This window comes from Streptomyces bohaiensis, from assembly GCF_012033785.1.
Classification (GTDB): Bacteria; Actinomycetota; Actinomycetes; order Streptomycetales; family Streptomycetaceae; genus Streptomyces; species Streptomyces bohaiensis.
In genome coordinates this window covers 1-1,573 of record NZ_JAAVJC010000507.1, presented here as the reverse complement: position 1 = coordinate 1,573, position 1,573 = coordinate 1, and the positions used below count along the sequence as shown (strand labels likewise).

The window sequence follows — 1,573 nt, the reverse complement described above, 5'->3', positions numbered from 1 at the left end:
CGGCCGTTCCGGCCGCGGCGTCCGCCGGGCGGGCGCCGTCCGAAGCCGCGCCGCGCGCGTCCCTCGCCGCGTACCACCCCGTTGACGATGACGGCGAGCAGCGCGCCACCGACAACCACGACAGCCAGTGTCCAGAGCACGTCCATGGTGCGGCCCCCTCGACCCACGGTGGTGCGTCCCGGCTGCGCGGTCCGCGGCGGCCGCCCCCGCGGCCGTCCCCCCGACCAGTCTGCCCCCCCGGTTCGATCCGACGGGGGCGCGCGCGTCGAACCGTCCGAAACCCGGTGGCTGCGACCGCCGGCGGCGTGCTGCCGCCACCGGGGCGAGGGCGTCTCCATCGCTGGTTGCAGTGCGCGCTCCTCCACGAGCGGGAGGCGGCGAGGGCGCGGCGGGCCGTAGCCTCCTTGCCATCATGAAGCGAACCGAAGACCGATCGCGTCCGGTCCTGCCGGCGGCCACCCGGGCCACGGGCGCGCGGACCCGGGCGGGAGTGCCCACCGCGGCCGCCGGGACGTCGGACCGACGCGGGGTCTCCTCGTGAGCCGTGTGCGGCAGGGGTGCGGGAGGCGGCGCTGCGGCCGGCCGTCGGCGGGCGGGTGGGAGATCGGCGCGCCCCGGCGCGGCCCGGAGCCGACGGCGAGCCGGCCGGCGCCCCGCGGTACGTTCTCCCCTGTTCCGGCGGGCGTGGCATGCGGGGGCGGCACCCCCGCCCAGGAGGGAGGTCCCCGGTGACGGTGACCGTACTGGTCGTGGACGACCAGAGTGTGGTGCGGGCGGGGTTCGCGGCGGTCATCGACGCCGCGGAGGACCTGACCGTGGTGGGCGAGGCCGGGGACGGCGCCGCGGCGATCCGGTTGGCGGAGGAGCTGCGGCCCGATGTGGTGGTGATGGACGTGCGGATGCCGGAGCTCGACGGTATCGCCGCCACCCGCATCCTGACGGCGCGCCCGGAGCCGCCGCGTGTGCTGGTGCTCACCACCTTCGATCTGGACGCCTACGTCTTCGACGCGCTGCGTGCCGGCGCCTCGGGTTTCCTGCTGAAGGACGTGCGGGCCGCCGAACTCCTCGACGGCGTCCGGGTGGTGGCGGCGGGCGAGAGCGTCCTGTCCCCCGCCGCCACCCGGCGGCTGATCGCCCACTACGCGGCGGGGCCGGACCACGGGCGCCCCTCGGCCGGCGCACTCGCGCGGCTGACGGAACGGGAACGAAACGTGCTGACGCTCCTCTCGGGCGGCCTGAACAACGCCGAGATCGCCGAGCAGCTGGGAATCACCGTGGGCACCGTGAAGTCCCATGTCAATGCGCTGTTGCGGAAGTTGGAGCTACGCGACCGGGTCCAGGCCACCATCCTCGCCTACGACCTCGGCTTGGCGCGCCCCCGTCCTCCCGGGGACGGGGCCTGAACCGCCCAGCCGCGCGACAGCCGTGACGGGTGACCCGCACACGGGGGCCGGCCGCGGGCCGCGCGGCGGTCGGCGGAGCTCAGGCCGACCCCTGACCGACCCCGATGCCGCCGCGCACCGGCCCGGTCGGCCGGGGAGGGCCGGGGGCCGCCCTCACAGCGGGGCACCGG

At 77.0% G+C, this 1,573-nt stretch carries 1 protein-coding gene; it reads left to right on the top strand.

The window, feature by feature from the left end; translation table 11 throughout:
• The first annotated feature begins 728 nt into the window (after positions 1-728).
• A complete protein-coding gene (locus HCN52_RS24335; protein ID WP_168090573.1) occupies positions 729-1,403 on the top strand; it encodes a response regulator in 675 nt (224 codons plus the stop codon).
• The last annotated feature ends 170 nt before the right edge of the window (positions 1,404-1,573 follow it).